16 protein-coding genes and 1 pseudogene are annotated in these 17,257 nt (G+C 43.4%); 9 read left to right on the top strand and 8 right to left on the bottom strand.

Annotation, left to right across the window (positions count from 1 at the left end):
* The first annotated feature begins 28 nt into the window (after nucleotides 1-28).
* From ACM0P2_RS11490 to yfbR (ACM0P2_RS11465), 6 genes are all read left to right on the top strand, one after another.
* Nucleotides 29-553 carry a hypothetical protein gene (locus tag ACM0P2_RS11490; RefSeq protein WP_126873590.1) on the top strand — a complete coding sequence of 175 codons (525 nt, stop codon included), beginning with the start codon at nucleotides 29-31 and terminating at the stop codon, nucleotides 551-553.
* Between the two features lie 41 nt (nucleotides 554-594).
* Nucleotides 595-927 carry a DUF6488 family protein gene (locus ACM0P2_RS11485; protein ID WP_126873588.1) on the top strand — a complete coding sequence of 111 codons (333 nt, stop codon included), beginning with the start codon at nucleotides 595-597 and terminating at the stop codon, nucleotides 925-927.
* A 368-nt stretch (nucleotides 928-1,295) separates the two neighbouring features.
* Complete coding sequence (locus ACM0P2_RS11480) at nucleotides 1,296-1,646, top strand: hypothetical protein (protein WP_130051660.1); 351 nt, start codon at nucleotides 1,296-1,298, stop codon at nucleotides 1,644-1,646.
* A complete protein-coding gene (locus ACM0P2_RS11475) occupies nucleotides 1,643-1,954 on the top strand; it encodes a recombinase family protein (RefSeq protein ID WP_346654652.1) in 312 nt (103 codons plus the stop codon). Before ACM0P2_RS11480 ends, ACM0P2_RS11475 begins: the two co-directional genes overlap by 4 nt.
* A complete protein-coding gene (locus ACM0P2_RS11470) occupies nucleotides 1,947-2,051 on the top strand; it encodes a recombinase family protein (RefSeq protein ID WP_335679317.1) in 105 nt (34 codons plus the stop codon). Before ACM0P2_RS11475 ends, ACM0P2_RS11470 begins: the two co-directional genes overlap by 8 nt.
* A 250-nt stretch (nucleotides 2,052-2,301) precedes the next feature.
* A complete protein-coding gene (yfbR, locus tag ACM0P2_RS11465; RefSeq protein WP_130051659.1) occupies nucleotides 2,302-2,895 on the top strand; it encodes a 5'-deoxynucleotidase in 594 nt (197 codons plus the stop codon).
* A 118-nt stretch (nucleotides 2,896-3,013) separates the two neighbouring features.
* On the opposite strand, the pseudogene ACM0P2_RS11460 reads toward yfbR (ACM0P2_RS11465), so the two are convergent.
* The 3 genes and pseudogenes from ACM0P2_RS11460 to ACM0P2_RS11450 form a co-directional block, all read right to left on the bottom strand.
* Nucleotides 3,014-3,355, bottom strand: a pseudogene (locus ACM0P2_RS11460) (HD domain-containing protein); the annotation flags it as partial.
* Nucleotides 3,356-3,432: 77 nt separating this feature from the next.
* Nucleotides 3,433-4,032: a 5'-deoxynucleotidase gene (gene yfbR, locus ACM0P2_RS11455; RefSeq protein ID WP_012519109.1), complete on the bottom strand. Its 600-nt coding sequence runs from the start codon at nucleotides 4,030-4,032 to the stop codon at nucleotides 3,433-3,435.
* A gap of 1 nt (nucleotide 4,033) precedes the next feature.
* Entirely contained in the window at nucleotides 4,034-5,254 is a 1,221-nt protein-coding gene (locus ACM0P2_RS11450; protein WP_014976750.1) for a pyridoxal phosphate-dependent aminotransferase, read from the bottom strand.
* A gap of 271 nt (nucleotides 5,255-5,525) precedes the next feature.
* On the opposite strand from ACM0P2_RS11450, the gene ACM0P2_RS11445 reads away from it, so the two are divergent.
* Both ACM0P2_RS11445 and ACM0P2_RS11440 read left to right on the top strand, forming a co-directional pair.
* Nucleotides 5,526-6,320 (top strand): DUF2189 domain-containing protein, encoded by a 795-nt coding sequence (locus ACM0P2_RS11445; protein ID WP_105930094.1) that lies wholly within the window; start codon nucleotides 5,526-5,528, stop codon nucleotides 6,318-6,320.
* A 417-nt stretch (nucleotides 6,321-6,737) separates the two neighbouring features.
* The gene (locus ACM0P2_RS11440) at nucleotides 6,738-7,067 is read left to right on the top strand and encodes a DUF3718 domain-containing protein (RefSeq protein ID WP_173359962.1); all 330 of its coding nucleotides are present in this window, start codon (nucleotides 6,738-6,740) and stop codon (nucleotides 7,065-7,067) included.
* 126 nt (nucleotides 7,068-7,193) lie between these two features.
* Here ACM0P2_RS11440 and ACM0P2_RS11435 read toward each other — a convergent pair whose 3' ends face one another.
* The 5 genes from ACM0P2_RS11435 to ACM0P2_RS11415 form a co-directional block, all read right to left on the bottom strand.
* Entirely contained in the window at nucleotides 7,194-10,361 is a 3,168-nt protein-coding gene (locus ACM0P2_RS11435; RefSeq protein WP_419226613.1) for an efflux RND transporter permease subunit, read from the bottom strand.
* A complete protein-coding gene (locus ACM0P2_RS11430) occupies nucleotides 10,358-13,711 on the bottom strand; it encodes an efflux RND transporter permease subunit (protein ID WP_419226612.1) in 3,354 nt (1,117 codons plus the stop codon). The genes ACM0P2_RS11435 and ACM0P2_RS11430 overlap by 4 nt, the downstream gene beginning before the upstream one ends.
* 26 nt (nucleotides 13,712-13,737) lie before the next feature.
* Complete coding sequence (locus ACM0P2_RS11425) at nucleotides 13,738-14,871, bottom strand: efflux RND transporter periplasmic adaptor subunit (protein WP_419226611.1); 1,134 nt, start codon at nucleotides 14,869-14,871, stop codon at nucleotides 13,738-13,740.
* A gap of 213 nt (nucleotides 14,872-15,084) precedes the next feature.
* Nucleotides 15,085-15,477, bottom strand: a complete 393-nt coding sequence (locus tag ACM0P2_RS11420) for an OsmC family protein (RefSeq protein ID WP_105930089.1) — start codon at nucleotides 15,475-15,477, stop codon at nucleotides 15,085-15,087.
* 86 nt (nucleotides 15,478-15,563) lie between these two features.
* Entirely contained in the window at nucleotides 15,564-16,448 is an 885-nt protein-coding gene (locus ACM0P2_RS11415) for a S1 RNA-binding domain-containing protein (protein WP_159117713.1), read from the bottom strand.
* Nucleotides 16,449-16,513: 65 nt separating this feature from the next.
* Between ACM0P2_RS11415 and ACM0P2_RS11410 the strand changes: the two genes are divergently transcribed.
* Nucleotides 16,514-17,251, top strand: coding sequence for a 5-oxoprolinase subunit PxpA (locus tag ACM0P2_RS11410; protein WP_159117714.1), 738 nt, complete (start codon nucleotides 16,514-16,516; stop codon nucleotides 17,249-17,251).
* The last annotated feature ends 6 nt before the right edge of the window (nucleotides 17,252-17,257 follow it).

Here is a 17,257-nt window from a genome sequence, read left to right as displayed (position 1 = left end):
TAGAAATACAGAAATAAAAGAGAATTTTATGCAACATACAGTTAGTACCAAAACACTCGTTAAAGCGAGTATTTCAGCAGTCGTTGTCGCGGCTATTGCACTGGTTACCTTTATCTTACCAGCAGAGTACAACATCGATCCGACAGGTATTGGAAACAAGTTAGGTTTAACAGCACTTGCACAAGCGGCTGAAGTGGAAACAACGTCATTAGAGACAACTAAAGGCACGGATGAGTTTCAAACAATAGAAGTGACAGTCCCTGCGGGACGCGGCATCGAATATAAATTTTATATGAAGCAGCATGAAAAAATGACTTATGAATGGTTAACCGATGGTGTTCCATTGTACTTCGATTTACATGGTGAGCCAGAAGGTGACACAACGGGATATTTTGAAAGCTATGTTATTGCTACTACTAATGAAATGAAAGGTAGTTATACCACGCCATTTGAAGGCTCTCATGGCTGGTACTGGAAAAACAAATCAGACAAGCCAGTTTCAATACAGCTAATGGTCAAAGGGCAATACGAAGTTATTGGCCTTAAACAATAACGAATTTAACTTTACGAATTTCATACAAAATGGAGACTAAAATGAACAAACTAATATCAATCGTTGCGCTTTGTGGTGCCTTGCTAACTAGTAATGTACAGGCACATGGAGATCATGGTGTCATCAGCGGTCAGAAAGCTGTTAGCATCGCTGCAACACATATTCAAAAGATGACATTTAAAGACGCTGGTTTTGAAGTTGGTAAGTTAGATGAGTCATGGAAAAATATTGATAAGTCGCAACTTTCGATTGCTAGCGTTGAAGACAATTTCTACGTAGTTAGTGCATCTAATGCTAGCAACGAAGATAAGCTTTACTTCCAAATTGCAAAAAATGGTCAAGTTATAGCGGTTAAAAATAAAAACAACTTTTAACAAAATAAGAAGGCACCTTTTGATACATGAGGTGCCTTTGTTTTTGTACCAAGTCCGCTTTTGGCACAGAGCCACTGGTCGGCTCTAACTCATTTCTGTCCAAAAACGAGCTAGAGAGATCGTCCGATTTTCGCTCATAGTTGCTTGTCAGATAAGATGAGAACGAATTCTTCGAACCTGTAAGAGCAGATATGACTACCATAGTTAAACCATACATTCATAAATACTACATCAATAGAATGCGTAGTTATCTAATTGTCATGTCAAGAATCAGTAAAATTCAAATAATTGTAAGTGTCAGAAAGTTGTTGTTTTTTCGGACATCTGTTTGGTATGGTGTCCCAAAGTTATAATATTTGGACATGCATATGAGTGAAATTAAAGAAATTAGAAAACTATCATTCGAAGAGTTAAAAGAAATTTTAAGAGATCCATTTAGAGTAATAGTGGAAGAAGGTAATGCCACTCACATTTGTGAATATGGACAAGAAACCTATAAGGTACTTGAACGAGTGTCATTAAGTTCAGAGGCTCACAAATTAATTAAGCATTTAAGTACTAACAACATTATTTATAAATCTAAATGGGGAAGGAATATAGTTTCTGATATTCCTGACTTCGCAACGTTCTATGATATTCATCGCGGAGATATCTATGGTAATCAAACTGATGATGAGTACGAGATAGCCGCATCTTTAGAGTTGGCTGAAGCTAGATAATATATGAAAGTTGGTTTGCCAGAGTATCAACTCAAGAACAGGAGCTTGATATTCAACTTACTAAATTAACTGAATTTGGCTGTGAGAGAATCTTTCAGGGTAAACACTCTAGTACTTCAGTTAAAAAGGATGAGATGCTGAAAGGGCTTATTGATTATATAAGAGCTGGTGACGAGGTTATTCTAACTCGTCTTGACCAATTAGGTCGCTCTTTAAAGTCTATTCTGGAAGCAATAGAGGATATCCATCGTAAAGGTGCAAATCTAAAAACCATAGATGTCTCACTTAATGTAAGCAGCGATAATTAACCTATGTGGAATATTCGCTCAACTAGAACGTGATCTTATCAGAAGCAGAAATGCTGAAGGCCGCGAAGAAGCAAAAGCTCAAGGTAAGTCTAGGTAGGTTACCAGTATTATATAAAAAACAAGCTAACGATATAATGAAAGCTATATCTAGAATCCATTTCTAACTTAGCAAAAAAGTACAAAGTTAGTCGTTCAACAATCAACCGAACGCTTAATCAAATTCCAGAAGAAGGCTAAGTACACATTTTTATAGATTGATTCCACTTGAACCTTCAAGTGGGGGAGCATAATGTTTTTTTTAAATATTGAAATGGTGAGAATTTTAATTTTATCTGAGAGGTTTTATAGTGAAAAATAGTTCGTTTTTAGCATGGATACTTCGTATGAACCTCATTAAGCGCTGGTCTCCTATGCACTTAATGAAAGAAGAAAATGTTGCAGAACATAGCCATCAAGTTGCTGTTATCGCTCATCTCTTAGCAACTATAAAAAATGTGTACTGCGGTGGTCAAATAAGCCCTGAGAAGGCGGCTACAATTGCTTTGTACCATGAGGTTTCTGAAACAAAACTTCAAGATATCAATCATGTTACTAAATACAGCTCTCCAGCATTAACAGAAGAATTCAAGAAAATTGAAGATTTGGCAGAGATTGAGTGCTTAAACACTCTACCCGAAAAATTACAACCTTTGTTTAAAGAACTAGTTATTCAAAAGCAGGTAGATAAAGAATATAAGAAACTAGTAAAAGCGGCAGATGTTCTTACTGCTTATTTTAAAGCATGCGATGAACTCAAATTCCATAACCCTGAATTCGTATCTGTTAAAAAACGCTTATCTGAGAAAGTTGACGCGTATAAAGAAGAAATGCCAGAAGTAGGTGTGTTCATGGACCTATTTGAACAAAACTGCTTGGCTAGTTTGGATGATCTATCTAGTTAAACTTGACTTTTGAAATTTGTATGTGGTAAATTGTATGTATAGCTTTTTGCTTAATGTTATGTTTCATAAGGCTTAAAGCTTCCTTCCTATATTAAAAGATACAAAATTGGTGTTCTCTTCCGAATGGCGGGTGGCCAATATCATGAGCTAAACACAGGGTTTCAATAAGTGTGGGGTCGAGAGCCAAAGAGCTAGCGATATCGGGAAATTTCACCCATAGCTGTGCGGTAATTCCAGTGCCAATTTGGGCGGCTTCTAAAGAATGTGTAAGGCGTGTACGATAAAAGTCACTTAGCCCCACGCCTAACACTTGGGTCTTCGCCTGCAAGCGACGGAATGCAGCGCTGTGAAGCACGCGCGCTTTATCTCGCTGATACGGATTACGATGATCGCCGTCTCGTGTTTCGCTTCGGGGTAAACGGCGCTCGTGTAGTGCTAGTTCCCATTCGCTTGTTGCCAAAAAAACCTCGCTGCCATGCTGTGTTTGCTACTTCTGTTACGTAAGTATAGTAATTTGGGGGCGGTTCATAGCCTTACTTACATATCGTCTTGCGTAATTTCATCAAGACTCAAAGAAAAGCTTGGTACGTAGCGCGTTAAGAAGTAGTCCACTTCTTCAGAATGATATTCTTTAAGGGTTTTATCTAATCTTTTCTTTGCTAGCTTAAACTCTTGGTTGCCAGCAGCCAGTTCTTCAAGGGTTTTAAGGTAAGCGCAAAGTACGTCAGCTGCTTTTACGATAAACGCTTCTTCTTCACTATGGTAGTGGTGATCAATAAGTGCCGCATAATCTTCGCGAAACGCTTCTGGCGCCATTTCAATTAGCTTGTTTTCGGCTATTTTTTCAATCTTTTTGTATTCTTCTTTTATCGCAGGGTTAAAGTATTTTACCGGGGTAGGAAGGTCGCCCGTAAGTACCTCGGAGACGTCGTGAAAAATCGCCATTGTCGCGATTCGGTCTGGATTAAGTGTACCGCCAAAGAACTTATTTTTAATTAAGGCTAGGGCGTGGGCAACCATGGCCACCTGCAAACTGTGCTCCTGCACATTTTCTGTGCGCACGTTATGCATCAGCGGCCAGCGATTGATAAGCTTCAAACGTGCTAAATGCGCAAAGAAATGGCTTTTATCAGACACGTTATGCCCCTTGCTTATAGGTTCTAAAGAAGTTTCCAATTCGGTGAAGTGCTGGTACTAATACGTCGCTGTGAGGTAAAAACACTAACCTAAAATACGTGCCTTCGGTTAAGTTAAAAGCGCGGCCATGTACCAATAAAATCTTTTCAGAGCTCAATAAGTCCAGCACCATCTGCTCATCGTTTTGAATGTTGAATTTCTTCTCATCTACCTTGGCGAAACAATACATAGCACCTTTGGGTTTTACGCAAGAAATGCCATCAATGCCATTCAGCATATCTGTGGTTACATCGCGTTGAATGCGCAAGCGACCATTTTCTTTCACTAAATCGTCAATGCTTTGATAGCCGCCTAGCGCTGTCTGAATTGCGCTCTGGCAGGGGACGTTTGCGCACATTCGCATTGAAGACAGTATGTTAAGCCCTTCTATATAGTCAGACGCCAAACGTTTATTACCACTGACAACAAGCCAACCTGAGCGAAAACCGGCTACTCTATAGTTCTTACTTAAACCGCCAAAGGTAACAAAAAATACGTCGTCAGCCAGTGACGCAATACTGGTGTGCTTTGCTTCATCGTAAAGTATTTTGTCGTAAATCTCGTCACTAAATACTACTAAGCCGTGCTCGCGGGCTACTTCAACCACGTCTTGCAAAAGGGCCTTGTCGTACACCGCACCTGTAGGGTTGTTAGGGTTAATCAGTACAATTGCGCGCGTTTTGCTAGTAATTTTACTTTTTATATCGTCAATGTCTGGGAACCAGCCTGCTTGCTCATCGCAGCGATAATGAACCGGTGAGCCTGACGACAGACTTACTGCTGCAGTCCAAAGCGGATAGTCAGGGCTTGGAATAAGCACTTCATCGCCATGATTAAGCAACGCTTGCATCGCCATCATTATTAACTCAGATACGCCATTACCGATGTAAACATCGTCTACACGAATATCTTTGATATTGCGCTGCTGATAATACTGCATCACGGCTACACGGGCGGCATAAATTCCTGTCGAGTCTGAATATCCTTGAGACGTGGGCAGGTTATGGATCACGTCTTTTACGATGTCGTCAGGGGCTTCGAACCCAAACGGAGCAGGGTTACCGATATTTAATTTTAATATGCGGTGTCCTTCGTCTTCCATTTTACGTGCTTGCGCAGCAATGGGGCCTCTGATGTCGTAACAAACGTTATCTAATTTATGTGAGCGAGATACAGTTTTCATGGTCTATCTGGTTGATTTACATACCCTGAGATTATCGCAATACACAGCCTTATGCGATGGCATTTTTGCAGTATTTCCCTCTTAATCACGACTTTTTTTATCAAGTGCTCAATTATTGAACGCCAAACGAGATAGATCTTTCTTTTGTCACTTAAGTATAAAATTTATGTTAATGGGTTGTGAACTTTTCATTCTAGGCCTATCGTAGTAGTAAGGCGTGTAAAAAAACGCGTTAGTAACAAACAAGCTAACAAGCAGAGGTGATTAGAATATGTCGCACCATTTCAAAGAAACACCAGAGAATGCGATCACGCAAAGCGGTATAGCGCGCGTTATTCCATGTAAAGAGTTAGACGTTGGCGATCCCATAAAATGGATGTCACTGGCATTAAGAGACGCTATGCGCGCCCCGGGGCTCACCCTATTTTACGGGGTGTTGTTTGCGGTTATTCCCTGGTTCATTATGTACCTTGTAGAAATGACCGGTTGGCATTTGGTTATTTTACCTGCCATTGTTTGCTTTATGTTAGTTGGGCCTTTTTTGGCGGCTGGCCTTTACGACATAAGTTGGGAAATGGAAAAAGGTCATAAACCAACACTTCGTCATTCTTTACGCGCTATGCGCAGAAACGCGTTTAACGAATGGGGCTTTGCGATACTGCTAATGGTCATGATGATCTTTTGGTTACGCGTTGCTTCGCTTATCCACGCGCTTTATCCACCTTATATAGAGAACGATTTGGAAAGCCTATTGCCTTTCTTAATGTTGGGAACGATGGTGGGTGCAGGTTTTACCCTTGCAATGCTATTTGTAACTGCTTTTACTCAGCCCATTCTTATGGAACGCAAAGTTGATCTTGCCACAGCAGTTTTGACCAGTGTAAATGCCGTGTGGCTTAATAAGGTTCCTATGCTCATTTGGGGCGCAATAATCTTCAGTGCCGTTGCTATCGGTTTCGTTACCGGCTTTATTGGATTTATCGTTTTAATGCCCATTATTGGTTACGCATCGTGGCATGCTTATATCGACGCAATTGAAACCAAACGCGAGCGGAAATATGAGTAGATTTAGATGTTTTATGTAATTTAATTACGTAAAATGCACCTTTATTTGCTTATAAATTAAGCTTAAACATCAAATGTTTTGTTAAAATTACAGTTTTTAAGCCCCGAAAGGGGCTTTTTTATACTTAAGTCTTATATCACTTTCATCCTATAACCTTCTTCGCTATGCCCATTAGTAATATAGGATTTCCGTTTGTTTCGCGAATTCAATGGCTTACATTGCTAACAGATGTGTAACAACCTGATTTACCTGACATTTACCGCCGTTACACAATCTTTCAACAGAAAACTTTTTATTCTTGATGCATAAATAAAGGGCGTTGAGCAGGTTGATGATTTATTCAACGCTGCTCATGCACGACAAAGAGTTTGCCACAAACTTGTTTAGTACCTTTATCCACATATTGAGGATTTTAAAATGAAATTATCTAAAGCACTTAACCTTGTAGCTGCGACAGCAACGGTTGCTTTTACTATCAATGCAAATGCTGCTGCACCACAAAAAGATATTCGCTTTGTTGGTGAGACTCAGTTCGCGGGTTTTTGTAAAGCAATCGTCAATGATGACGTAAGAGTACTACGCTCAAGCCTTTCACGTAACGTGGGTCGTATTGGTGCCAGCCAACGTGAAGTATTGCGCATGGTAACATCGGAAGAAGGTTTGACTTGTAATGGAAGTAGTCTGATTGAGTTTTCAGTTGAGCGTGATGCTAACGCGGTACATGAGTACCTAACGTCGCGTAGCTAAGGCATTGACTGCTGTTACGTCAAATCCAGAAAAAGCGGGCTAGTGTTATCGCCTCATCGTTTATCAAGACGAGGATGATAAAAACTAGACCCGCTTTTTGTCTTCTTATTTTTTCAACTTTATTTATTAGTTCGCTATTTTTATGTATGTCGCCACGCGCGCCTTACTGGTTTTGAACAATCGCTGTGTTTTAAACCTAAGCTTTAAAAGCAACACATAAGCAAGAGGCACCAAAAATAAGCTGGTTAGGGTAGAGAATACCAAGCCACCAATAATTGCGATTGCCATTGGTGAGTAGGGCGGACCATCACCGCCAATACGGGTGCTGCCCATCGCAAGTGGAATAAGCCCTAGAACGGTTGTAGCTACTGTCATCAGAATTGGCCTGATACGAGTCATACATCCTTCAATTACTGCGTCATACAGCGATAAGCCTTCGTTGATGAGCTGATTAATTCTGTCTACCAATACTATGCCATTGTTAACCACGATACCCATGAGTATCAGCATGCCAATCATCCCCATGATAGACATAGATGTACCAGTAACCATAAAGGCCCAAAACACACCTGTGAAGGAAAACAGGAGTGACGTAATAACAGAGGTTGGAAGGATAAGCGACTCAAACAGTGCTGCCATCACAACGTATATCATGCAAAGGGCTAACAGCATGTTCATTTGCATAACGGCGTTGGCTTCATCCTGGCGAGAGAAGCTGCCGTCTAGCGTCCACTTATAACCGGTCGGCAACTCAATATTCGCCAGTGCCTTCTCTATGCGTTCACGAGCTTGTTCGGTGGTAGTTTCACCCTCTAGGTTTGCACCAATAGCTAACGCGGTTTGACGGTAGTTGCGGTTAATTTGCGAAAGCTGAGGTACCACAGAAAAATCTGCAATCATATTTAACGTTACCGATTGCCCCTGGGTAAATCCAATATTGATATTCTTAAGCTCGCTCAGCGACGCTTGAATATCGCTACCGAATTTAAGCTGCACTGCCACTTCGCCCGCATCACCATAACGGAAGGTACGTAAATTACTGCCTCGTAGAGCCGTAGAGATGAGCTTTGCTACATCATTGACCTGAATGCCAAAGCGGTTTGCTTTCTCTCTGTCTATGCGAATTTGAACCTCATCGCGGGTAGACCCGGTGTCGGCTTTTACATCCTCTAGTCCTTCTATAGTAGAAAGAATAGGAATGATCTGCTGAGAAATAGTCAGCAAGGTTTCTGAAGACTCGCCCAACAAAGTTACTCTTACGCCACCGCCATTGCCACTATCCCATTGGAAAGAGGGGCGAGCACGCACAAATGAAGGCATGGTTGCACGAATATCCTCTTTGATTTGCCCAACGCTTACTGGCAACTCATCGTTTAGTGTAATACCGCTTACCGCATGACCGGCAGTAAAGTAGGTATACACCTGTTTTATGTGAAAACGTTCTTGGTTTTCATAAAGGTAAGCTTCCATTTTATCTACGGTTTTTTCTACCTCTTCTAGGGTAAAGTTTTGGGTTACGTGATAATTAAGCCAAATACGCTCTTGGTTGTTATTACCTTCATCGTCTGATGTCACTGCCTGCATAGGCACAAAAGTCGACGCCAGAATGAGTAACGCAATGACGCAAGTTATTCCTTGGTGTTTCAACATCCAGTTAAGTGCTCGGCCATAGCCTTTAATGTAGGATGGCGTTTTAGGTGTTTTTACTACTGGAATTTTTACTTTTGTTGTTAGTAATGGAATAAGTGTTTTAGCAATAAAAAGCGACGCAAAAAGAGATATGCAGATAGCGACGGCTACGTGCTCTAAGAAAATAGTCACGTCTATTTTTACTCCAATAATATTGGGTAAAAACACAATCGCGGTGGTTGCAGTACCAGCAATGACCGCAAGACTCACTTTGTTTACGCCAATTTGGGTGGCCCGATTGATATCACCTTCTTGTTGGCGCTCTTGAAAGACGCTTTCGGTTATTACAACGGCATTATCAACCAGCATGCCTACGGCAAGCATAAGGCCCATCAGTGACAAAATGTTAAGGGTATAGCCCAAAAGATACATTACACCTAAGGTGATACATATTGAGAAGGGTACCGAAAGTACCACAATCAAGGTCGTGGTAAGCTGGCGCAAGAACAAGTAAAGCACAATAACTGAAAGTAGCGCCCCTAAAAGACCAGCGTTTAGCAAATCGCTTAGCGATGAGGTTACGCTTTTCGCGGTGTCGTCCATTACGAATAAACTAATGCCTGTAAACTCAGGGTCTTCCTTGGCTTTTTCGATAACTTTCATCACCGCATCAGAAACTTCAACGAGGTTGCTGCCAGACTCGCGAAATACGTTAAAGCCTACTGCAAAGGTGCGATCTAAGTGACGCCCTTCGTTACGCTGAGGAAGCTCGTAAGTGACGCTCGCGATGTCAGACAAGCGCACGCTGCGGGTAACCCACATGTTTTTAAAATCGTTTACATCAGTGAATTCGCCAGTTGGGTTAACCAGAATTTTTTCACCGTTGTTGTACATGTAGCCCGCGGTTAGCGAGAAGTTTGCGCTTTGAAGCTGCTGCTCTAAACGAGTACCGTCTATTTGGTAGGCCGCCATTTTCTTAGGATCTAAGCGAATGGTGATTTGGCGCTTCATGGTGCCGTATAGCTCAACTTTAGATACCCCCGGTACTCGCTCTAGCGGGCGCTTGAGGTTGCGCTCTAGCAAGTCATAGGCATTCGATAAGTCGCGGTCGCTCGATACGCGAAGTTGAAATATAGGCATATCATTGGTGTTAAATTTATACACCATGATCCGCTCTATATCGTCAGGAAGTTCGTGGCGAATAGCGTCAATCTTTTCCCGTGCTTCAATGCTTTTGGCTTTAAGGTTTTCATCCCAGTCGAACTCCACAATGACCTCAGCCATATTGTCGTACGAACGTGCTCTTAAGCGCTTTATCCCCGACATGGTAGCCACAGCTTCTTCAACTGGGCGGGTGATCATGGTTTCAATTTCAACTGGAGTCGCGTCGGGGTAGGGTATCTGCACCACCATTTCCGGAATATCGATTCCTGGGAACTTCTCAAGAGGAAGCAAGCGCCCAGATACGATACCGAACAGCAACATAGACAAAAACAGCATTCCGATGGTAACAGGCTTATTGAGCGCAAAGCGTGCAAGCCCAGCACCTATACCTGCAATGTTGGAAAGCTGGGGTTGTGACGCATCGTTTTTATCGTGTTTATTCGCATCGCGTGCTTGGCCGTTTTCGGCGTTGTTTTTAGAGGTGTTAAAAGGCGAACTCATAGTACACCGCCTTTCGACATGGCTTCTTCGTCATCAAAGCGCGCGTTCGTCTTTGTGTTAACAGGTGTTTTTTGCTCAACGTTTTTCTTAACGTCAAATAAGCTGTAAAGCACAGGCAGTAGGATTAGGGTAAGCAAGCTTGCAAACAAAAGACCGTAAATTACCGTGATGGCCATTGGCGTGCGAATTTCAGCGCCTTCGCCAAAACCAAACGCCATAGGTAATAAGCCTAGCACCGTAGTGAGTGTGGTCATTACGATAGGGCGTAAACGCGTTTTAGCCGCATCTAAAATAGCCGCGTCTTTATCTACCCCTTGACGGCGAAGCTGGTTAATACGGTCAACTAATACAATAGCGTTGTTTACTACAATGCCGCACAGCATTATTAAGCCGATAAATACCACTACATTAATCGGCGTATTGGTAAGCCATAGGCCATACACCGAACCCGCTCCAGCTAAGGGCACTGCGAATAAAATAAGCAAAGGGTGTAGTAATGACTCAAATTGCGACGCCATAACCAAGTAAACCATGAATATTGCAAGGGCTAATGCGAACTGTAGTGAACGGAAGCTGCTTTGCATATCTTCACTTTGTCCGGTGACCGTTGCGCTTAACGACAGAGGAAGCTGAGTCTCACTAATGACCTTGTTGGCAACGGCAACGGCTTCATCAAGCTTACCTTTGGCAAGGTTCGCTGATACCAGTGCTACACGCTGCTGTCCAACGCGGGTAATCTCGCTTGGGCCTACGCTCATGTAAACATCGGCGACGGCACTTAATGGAATAGGTTGTGCAGAGCCTGGGTTAACAACAATGGCGCGAACGCTTGCGATATCGTCTCGCTGATTTTCTTGCGTTCTTACCAGTACATCCACTTTTCTGTCTTCAACACTATACTGCGTAGCAACACGTCCGCCTACTTTAGCGGCTATAAGCTGAGAAACGGTAGACGCATCAAGTTCAAGTCGAGCCAGTTTTGCGTGATGGAAGGCTATCTTAAGCTCTGGGTTGCCATCTCGAATACTGGTGGTAACGTCTGCAAAATTACTGTAACTGGTAAGTTTGGTCGCAATCGCGTCTCCATATTGCTGAAGCTGGTTTAGATCGTAACCTGCAATTTCAATTTGAATAGGTGATGCAAAGCTAAATAGTTCTGGCTCTGAAAACGTTGCCTGAACCTGAGGTTCGAAAGCTAAGTGATCGCGAAGCGCACGTTTCACGTCGTCCATATCAGTCGCTGTTGCTGTTGGCTGCATAACAATGTTCAAGCGACCCCAATGATCGCCACCTTGGTTTGGCGCAGCGCTGATAAGACTACCTGTACCAGACATGGCATAGGTACGTAATACTTTTGTGTCGCCGCTACTAGAATCATTTACTGCAACAGCAGCAAGCTCGCTAATTACGGCGTCGGTACTAGCTAGTGGCGAGCCCGCAGGAAGGGTGACTTCTACCGAAAATTCACCTTGTGACAGAGTTGGAATAAGTTCCATGCCAAGTCTTGGTACAAGGGCTATCGCGCCAGCGGCAAGAGCAAAGGCAGTGGCTAGCACCAGTGCTTTTGCTCGAAGGCTTGCGCGCAGCAGCGTTTCATAGGCCGAAGCGAGAAGGTCGAACGCTTTATTAAATGCCCATACAAGTGGTTTAAACGCAACGCTCAGTAATTTACTGACGATATGCCATGCACCGATAAACAAGGTAACCAAAGCCGCAGGTAGAAATACAAAGACAAGCCTGAATACCCAACGAATTGGCAGAGTAATAAAGTACATGATTTTGCCGAACGTCGACGAAGGCGCCGTGGGCGCAGGAGAGGTAAAGACATCTTCGTGATCAAGCTGTTGCTTTTTCTTCTTGTGTGCCATTGCAGGGATAAGTGTAAGTGCGACGACAAGTGACGCTGCGAGCGCGAACGATACGGTCAAAGCTTGATCTTTAAACAGTTGCCCTGCAATGCCTTCTACAAATATCAGCGGCACAAACACGGCCATAGTCGTCAGTGTTGAAGCTACAATCGCGCCAGAGACTTCTTTTGTTCCTTCGCTGGCGGCAGAGTTCTCGGCCAACGTTTCGCTTTCTGCCCCTTTTAATTTTTTGTGGCGGTCAATGTTCTCAAGCACGACAATGCTATTGTCCACCAGTAGACCGACGGCAAGTGCAATACCACCTAAGCTCATCATATTTAGGCTTATGTCGTTGGCATACATCAAATTAAACGTTGCAATGACCGACACTGGAATAGACACCGAGATGATGACGGTAGCCCAGAAATCTTTTAGGAAGAGGTAAAGCACCAGCATGGCTAAAATGCCCCCCATGACTGCTGCTGACTTCACATTGTCTATGGCTTGCTTGATAAACACGCTTTGGTCGTAAATTTCGCTTAGCGTGTAATTTTCAGGAAGGTTATTGTTTATTTCGCTTAATCGGTTAGCCACTTTTTGCGCGACATTTACCGCGTTAGCGTCACCTTCTTTATAAATGGCAACTTCAATGCCTTCGCTTCCGTTGAAGCGGGTTACCACGTCACGGTCTTTATAAGCACTTTCTACCGTAGCAATATCTTTAAGCTGAATGTTTCTGCCTTCGAAGCGACCAATAAAAAGGTTCTCAATATCATTTAACGATTCAAACTGGTTTAGTGTTCTCACTAAAAACGCCTGCGCTGCGTTATCAATTCTACCGCCAGCTGCATTAATATTCTCAGCACTCACCCGGTCAATGATGCGGGTGATAGGAATAGACAGCTGACTGGCTTTTTGCTGGTCGATAAGAATGTGAATTTCGTTCTCTAAACCACCGCCTACACGTACTGCAGCCACACCCTCTACGGATTCCAAAGCGCGCTTTACCTGTTGTTCGGCATATAAACGCAGCCGCTTCATTTGCGCTACGCTCAAACTTGATGTGTCGGTTTGTGCCGTAAGACCTAACTTAATCACCGGGTCTAGACTGGGGTTGAAACGAAGAAGTCGTGGTTTCTCTATATCCAAGGGAAGTTGCAACACATCGAGCTTTTCGCGCACTTCTAAGCTTGCGAAATCCATGTCTGTGCCCCAGGCGAAAGACAAAACCACGTCAGACTGACCTGCGCGCGACGTGGAGGTGACTTTACGTACTCCTTTCACTACGCCAATGGCTTCTTCAATGGGTTTTGAAACCAATTGTTCTACTTCGCCTGGCGCTGCGCCGTCGTAGTCGGTGCGGATAGTGAGGGTGGGGTAAGACAAATCAGGCAGCAAGTTTACCGATAGCCGGCCTAACGACACCATACCAAATAATAATACCGCAAACGTAAACATGCTAACGGCTACAGGGCGCTTTACAGCGAGATCTACAATACGCATTGAGTGAATTCCTTGTAAGGCCCAAATTAGCTGTTAACTACTTCAACAGGGGCGCTGTCTTTCAAGTTTTGGTGGCCTGCAGTAACGACTTCTTCGTTTCCGCTTAATCCATTGATAACCTCAATGACATCGTTATTTTCAAATCCAGTAGCGATATCAACTTTTTTCACCTTGCCATTATCGACCACGAATACGCTGTGGCTGTTATCAATGGTGACCAGCGCTCTTCGAGGTAGCAACGTAGCGTTAGCATGAGTAGCGTATTCAAGTGATACATCGGTAAACATGCCGGCTTTAAGCTGGTTGTCTTCGTTCGGTACTTTTAAGGTAACTTTGAACGTGCCGGTGGTTGCATCAATAACTGGGCTTATACGTTCCACGTTGGCCGAGATAGTTCTATCGCCTAACGCGGCAACAGTAAGTACTGCCCCTTGACCAACCACTACGTTAGGAAGTTCGTTTTCTGGCAAGTAAACAACGCCCTGAAGATTACGCTGTTGAACAATATGAAACATTCTTTCACGTTGAAAAGACTCGGTTAAGTTACCGACTTTGGCGTTTCTCTCTGCAATATACCCGTCAATAGGCGCCGTGATCGTTGCCTCTTTTAAGTCAAGCTCAGCCAATCGGACAGACGCTTTTGCTGATTCAAATTGCGAGGTAAGTTTGTCGTAGGTATCGTCGCTTATGAGCTTTTTGGAATAAACTTTATTAACCTTATCAAGTTCGCTTTCTATGCCGGCTAGATCAGCCAGTGCTTTAGATAAGTTCAGCTCGTAGCGACGCTTATCAAGTTGCGCTAGCACTTGGCCCTTTTGCACATAGTCACCTTCTTCAACGAAGATTTCTTCAATGATCCCCGAGGCGCGAGCAACGACAAACGCTTCTTCTCGTGCTTCTAGGATGGCGGTAGTGTCATAGGTGGATGTTATGTCGCCAGTAATGATGGTTTGAGTTTCAACAGGAATAGCAAAGGCCGTTTCCTCTGCTGACTCCGACTGGGCGTTGGCGTCGATAGCATCGGCATTAGAACATGCAGTCATCGAAAGAGAGAGAGCAACAATACCGCTTCCAAGAAGAAGCTTTAGCGATGTTGGTGAAAACGAGAGTAAGGAATGTAATGGTGAAAAAGAGATGTTGCTTTGCGTTGATGTTTCCATGGTCAATAACCCTAACGTGTGTGTCGTTATATAGTAATGACCGGATACAGCAGCTAATATGCCAAAGATGTTAAATAATGTTAATTCCTAATCAATTCAATAGTTTATATGTGTAACAAGTGGTTTCAATAAAAAGGCCAACATTTGCAGTTGGCCTTTTGCACTAATGCTTAGCGAAAAATGCTAATAACCGGCTAGTTCCACTATAGTCTATTAAACCAAAGTATAGCTTGTGGTGATATCAACGTTGCCAGTAAGCATAAGCATAACGGAACAGTATTTTTCTGCAGAAAGCTGCACAGCGCGAGCAAGAGCCTTTTCGCTAATACCTTCACCTGACACCGTGTAATGTGCATGAATTTTAGTAAAAACCCGCGGCGGCTCTTCGGCTCGCTCTGCTTCTAATTCACAATTACACGCTTCGATATTAAAACGGCCTTTTTTCAGAATATCGACCACATCAACACTTGAGCAGGCACCAACGGCTATGAGTACCGACTCCATTGGAGACACTGCGTTGCCGCTACCATCCATCACAGTTTTATAACCGCTGTCTGTAGTGCCAGTAAAAGTAAGATCTTTGTCCCAAGAAACTCGTGCTTTCATTGTTTGTCCTAATATCATAAAGCTATCGAAAGAGGCTGCAAGCCACTGTTGTCACTAACGCATACGACAGCAGCGACATGTTATTCTTATTTGTTCAGACGAATGGCGTCTGGGCTTAGTGTTATTTTCTTTTGCTTGTACAATGCGCCCAATGCTTTTTTATAAGCAGCTTTACTCACATTAAAATGAGAATAAATAGCCTCCGGCGCACTTTTATCTGTTAACGTAGAAATACCACCATGGGCTTCCAAGTCATCTAAAATTGCCTGTTGAAGAGCGTCACGGCCGCCTTTATCAACGCGCTGAAGGGCAACATCAACCTTTCCGTCCTCGCGGATAGTTTTGATAACACCCTCTGTCGCTTGGCCGATTTTAAGCGGTTTAAAAGCATCGCTGTGGAAAATGAGCCCTAAATTTTTCTCGTTGATGACCACTTTAAAGCCTAAATCGGTTTTAGCGTAAACTAAGCAATCTACCGTATCGCCTTCGTTAAGATAGGCGCTGCTTTCTTTGAGAAAATAGTGAAGCTTTGTTGCACCTAAAATACGCTGTGTCTTGTCGTCAAAAAAAGCGTGAACGACGTAATACATTCCTGGGTTAACAGGTTGAGCCTGATAGTCGTTAGGCATCAACAAATCGTTGTCCAAACCCCAATCGAAAAATGCACCAAAATTCGTCGCTGAGACGGCTTTGAGTACCTTGGTCTCGCCAACTTGGATAAGTGGCTTCTTCACAGTAGCATAAAGGTCGCCGCGCTGATCTGTGGCGACAAAGACTTCAACTTCTTGACCGTCAGCCAGTGGCGTTTCCACGTCGTCAATGGCAAGTGTGACAGTTTGCATTTCATCAGCGTCATCAATTTCTATGATACCGTCGTTCGCATCATCATTTTCGACAAGTGGCGCAAGTGCGTAGCCAAAGGGGTATTGGGCTACAACGCGTAATGTATTAATTTTTCCAATATTTATCATCAGCACTGACTTTTTAAAAAGAACAGGTAACATGATACTGGAATGAAGGTAAGAGCTAAACCATTATGAAGTTAAATTGCGATTTAGGTGAAAGTTACGGTGCGTGGTCCATGCCTATAGAGTCGGCTATTATGGCAGAGATTGATCAAGCGAACATCGCGTGTGGATTTCATGCAGGCGATCCACTGGTAATGAAACAGGCGATATTTCTAGCGAAAACCCACGGTGTTGCCATAGGAGCGCATCCAGCTTACCCAGACTTGCAGGGCTTCGGCCGACGAAGTATGACGATAGGGGCCGACGAACTTATCGCCATGATTCAGTATCAGGTTAGCGCGCTAGCCGGTATGGCGGACCTTTCTGGGGCAACGGTGAGCTATGTTAAGCCCCACGGTGCGTTATATAACGATATGATGAAAAGCCTCACAATTAGACGTGCAGTGATGCAAAGCGTGGCTGAAATAAACGCGCAAATTTCACAGGAACCATTGACGCTAATGGTGCAAGCGACAGCAAGAAATGACGTGATTAAAGAAGAGGCGAAAGAGTGGGCGCTGCCATTATACTTCGAAGCGTTTTCTGATAGACGTTACACCGATGAAGGGTTATTGCAATCGCGCACGATAGAAGGTGCAGTATTAAATGAAGATGAAGCCTTAGCCCAGGCTGAACGGCTAATAGAGTCAGGTACTGTTATCACTGCGTCTGGCAGTACGCTGAAAGTAGAAGCAGATTCTTTGTGCGTGCATGGTGACACGAAAGGCGCCGTGAGTATTGCGCAAAGGATCAGAAAGTTTCTATAAACTCGC

This window comes from Alteromonas sp. OM2203, assembly GCF_048517045.1.
GTDB classification, from domain to species: domain Bacteria; phylum Pseudomonadota; class Gammaproteobacteria; order Enterobacterales; family Alteromonadaceae; genus Alteromonas; species Alteromonas gracilis.
Note: the sequence above shows the minus strand (reverse complement) of the source record. Positions and strands in the feature narration are given on the sequence as shown.

Bases quoted from the DNA above. Each gene is read 5' to 3' on its own strand.
- ACM0P2_RS11415 (WP_159117713.1), bottom strand. From the start codon at position 16,448: ATGATAAATATTGGAAAAATTAATACATTACGCGTTGTAGCCCAATAC.
- ACM0P2_RS11440 (WP_173359962.1), top strand. From the start codon at position 6,738: ATGAAATTATCTAAAGCACTTAACCTTGTAGCTGCGACAGCAACGGTT.
- ACM0P2_RS11490 (WP_126873590.1), top strand. From the start codon at position 29: ATGCAACATACAGTTAGTACCAAAACACTCGTTAAAGCGAGTATTTCA.
- ACM0P2_RS11430 (WP_419226612.1), bottom strand. From the start codon at position 13,711: ATGCGTATTGTAGATCTCGCTGTAAAGCGCCCTGTAGCCGTTAGCATG.
- ACM0P2_RS11435 (WP_419226613.1), bottom strand. From the start codon at position 10,361: ATGAGTTCGCCTTTTAACACCTCTAAAAACAACGCCGAAAACGGCCAA.
- ACM0P2_RS11425 (WP_419226611.1), bottom strand. From the start codon at position 14,871: ATGGAAACATCAACGCAAAGCAACATCTCTTTTTCACCATTACATTCC.
- ACM0P2_RS11420 (WP_105930089.1), bottom strand. From the start codon at position 15,477: ATGAAAGCACGAGTTTCTTGGGACAAAGATCTTACTTTTACTGGCACT.
- ACM0P2_RS11480 (WP_130051660.1), top strand. From the start codon at position 1,296: ATGAGTGAAATTAAAGAAATTAGAAAACTATCATTCGAAGAGTTAAAA.
- ACM0P2_RS11485 (WP_126873588.1), top strand. From the start codon at position 595: ATGAACAAACTAATATCAATCGTTGCGCTTTGTGGTGCCTTGCTAACT.
- ACM0P2_RS11445 (WP_105930094.1), top strand. From the start codon at position 5,526: ATGTCGCACCATTTCAAAGAAACACCAGAGAATGCGATCACGCAAAGC.
- ACM0P2_RS11410 (WP_159117714.1), top strand. From the start codon at position 16,514: ATGAAGTTAAATTGCGATTTAGGTGAAAGTTACGGTGCGTGGTCCATG.
- ACM0P2_RS11450 (WP_014976750.1), bottom strand. From the start codon at position 5,254: ATGAAAACTGTATCTCGCTCACATAAATTAGATAACGTTTGTTACGAC.